This window comes from uncultured Chloroflexus sp. (assembly GCF_937129525.1).
In the GTDB taxonomy this organism is placed as follows: Bacteria; Chloroflexota; Chloroflexia; order Chloroflexales; family Chloroflexaceae; genus Chloroflexus.
Genome location: NZ_CAKZNK010000002.1, coordinates 1 through 2,503, shown reverse-complemented (window position 1 = coordinate 2,503; position 2,503 = coordinate 1). Strand labels below are relative to the sequence as shown.

The window sequence follows — 2,503 nt, the reverse complement described above, 5'->3', positions numbered from 1 at the left end:
GCAAGCAAGCTGGTATTTGTCTGTCTTTTTGGTTTAACACAGAGTTGGTTAGGTTATGGTTAGGTTATGGTTAGGTTGACGTGAGATCGTGGAGATGAAACTGAACGCCATGACGAACCAAATTGTAGCATATTAGCTATTGACATTCCGAATCGATTTAGCCTCTCGCACAGAAAGAGTAGGGTAGCTTTTCGCCATCTTAAAGTGCATACATTTTTAAATTCCGAACATGGTTCTACCAAAGCACAAGTCACTTTCGGAGGCAAACCCGTCGCGCGAATGGTTTCACAGCTTCGGTCTACGCTTTGATCCGTATGTTCACCTAGAAGCCTCTAGCGACCCGAACCTGGCAGAGTACATTCTCGATCTTGAAATCTTTCGCGCAGCATGGGACAAAGAACCCACTATTATCTTCGCGCCACCGGGCGGAGGAAAGACGGCAACGCGGGTTGCTGTTACGCGCACATGTTGGTTCGATATGGGGGGAATTTACCCATTTCCTTTGCCCTATAACGTCGGTATCACGCCGTTAACTGGAATGCCACCTTCCAGATCTCAACATTACCAATTCTTGCTCGAAGCAGGATCTTGCGCTTTACTTACCGGCCTCGCCTTCCGTCCAGAAAGATTACTCCGTGCTTCCAAGGCAGATATTCGCGCTATTAATCGACTCCTACGGGCTGGATTGCCCGGTTCGCTTGACTACTACCTCGCCGTACTACGTGAAACCGGCTCACCAGCAGGACTAACGAGGTTATTGGAACGGACATATGCTCTGACAACACCACCTTCTGCCGAAATGGTAAACCAGTTTTGCGTTGCGTTGGGCGTGAATACTGATGATATTTCCGAACTTTCTAGCAGCACACCTGATGATCTGTTTTACTTGTTTGTCAAGCTTGTGACCGATACGCTTGGCTTTAGTCACGTCCTGGTTCTGGTTGATGGGATTGATGCAATAAGTGAGCATCAATCCCATTTTGATCGAGGACTGCAATGGATCATTTCTTTACTCGATAGCGCAGCACAATGGCCAGATGCGAAAGTCATTGTGAAATACTTTCTGCCCAACAGCATGGAACCGATTATCACTTCATATCTTCAGCGTCAGTCAGTTTCGATGCGCCTCCTCCATATTGTCTGGACAGCGGATCGATTAGTAGAATTGCTACAAAAACGAATCCTTGCTGCCTCCGACGGGCGATTCGAGTCACTTGACGCCATCAGTGCCCCTGAATTGATCGATGTTGAAAGTCGGATTGTCCGCGCTCTCCCGCTGCTGCCACGCGCCGCACTGCAAGTCACTCGTCACGCACTTCAGCAGGCCAGCGACCAACTGGAAGAAGTTCATCTGCGGCAAGCTATCTTGTGGTACCGATCGCACATGTCAGGTTATCTTGCGAATATTAACTCCTCTTAACTGCGACTCTCTTAATCATTGCGGAAATGATTCGCTCTGACCCTGACCTGTATACGCAACATCTCGCTTTCTGGACAGAACTAGTGTATGGCTCTTATACTGGAAACCACTAAATTACTTTGTCATGAGGAAACAGCTATGGCACACAGATTATCTCTGGGATACAATCCAGAGCAGTTTGTTAACCGAGAAACGGAGATAATGAAAGTCGAGGAAACACTTAAGCGCCTAAGAGAAGAAAATCAACCGGCCCAAGTTATCATATTTCGCGGCGAGCGAGGTATAGGCAAGAGCTGGCTGGTTCGTCATCTCCACCGAAGCGAATTGAAAAGGAAGTCACCATCCCCTGTATCGTTTCTTATCCATCTGCTACCGATAGAAGGTGAAGATCCTGATGGCGAAGACGAGTGGATTGTTAGCGAACCCGCTCTTATGCGTTTACAAGCGAGTGATCCGGTCACTGCTGAAGAGATCGCAAAAGAGATTACACGCGACATTCTTAACTTTCTTACCGACAAACTAAACATCACCCGCGCGCCGCGAGCAACTATTCGCGAAATCTCGGCGTGGATGGTGGAAGATCTCAAGGGCAGGCTGCAAAAGGAACCAGAACTGATCATCTGTTTGCTCATCGACTCAGTCTTCGAGGCGAACCACAATCTGGTCGATGCGATAGAACAATACCTTCTTGCGCCGATCATCACGTTGCCAAGGATTTTGATCATTATGACCGGTCGCGGTAAATCGTACCTCTGGAAATCGCCTCGCCTGCGACTTGAAAGTGAAGAACAGCAAATTGAACAATTTAAAGAAGAAAATGCAACTGAACAAGTGCGTAAAATTGGCAATCAGATACAGGAGGATAGTATCATACAACAAATTGCAAAGAGAATTCATCAGTTCAGCGGAGGCTATCCACTAACAATTCGTCTCTTGACAGAAGCGCTCCTGGAAAAGGCAGCTCTTGCGCAAGGTTCCAATCCTGAACAGCTTGAGCAAACAATTAATAAAATCGATTTTGATGAAGAAACGCTGAATCAGGTGACAGAGCAGTTACTGGCAGGCATTCTGCCAGAATCTGAA

Annotated in this window: 2 protein-coding genes; both read left to right on the top strand. The window is 47.3% G+C overall.

What is annotated here, in order from left to right:
- Positions 1-229: 229 nt before the first annotated feature.
- Complete coding sequence (locus Q0650_RS00030) at positions 230-1,420, top strand: hypothetical protein (protein WP_298814343.1); 1,191 nt, start codon at positions 230-232, stop codon at positions 1,418-1,420.
- A gap of 138 nt (positions 1,421-1,558) precedes the next feature.
- A partial coding sequence (locus tag Q0650_RS00025) for an NB-ARC domain-containing protein (protein WP_298814339.1) occupies positions 1,559-2,503 on the top strand: 945 nt, incomplete at its 3' end.

Coding starts and splice junctions, on each gene's coding strand:
- Q0650_RS00030 (WP_298814343.1), top strand. CDS start 230: ATGGTTCTACCAAAGCACAAGTCACTTTCGGAGGCAAACCCGTCGCGC.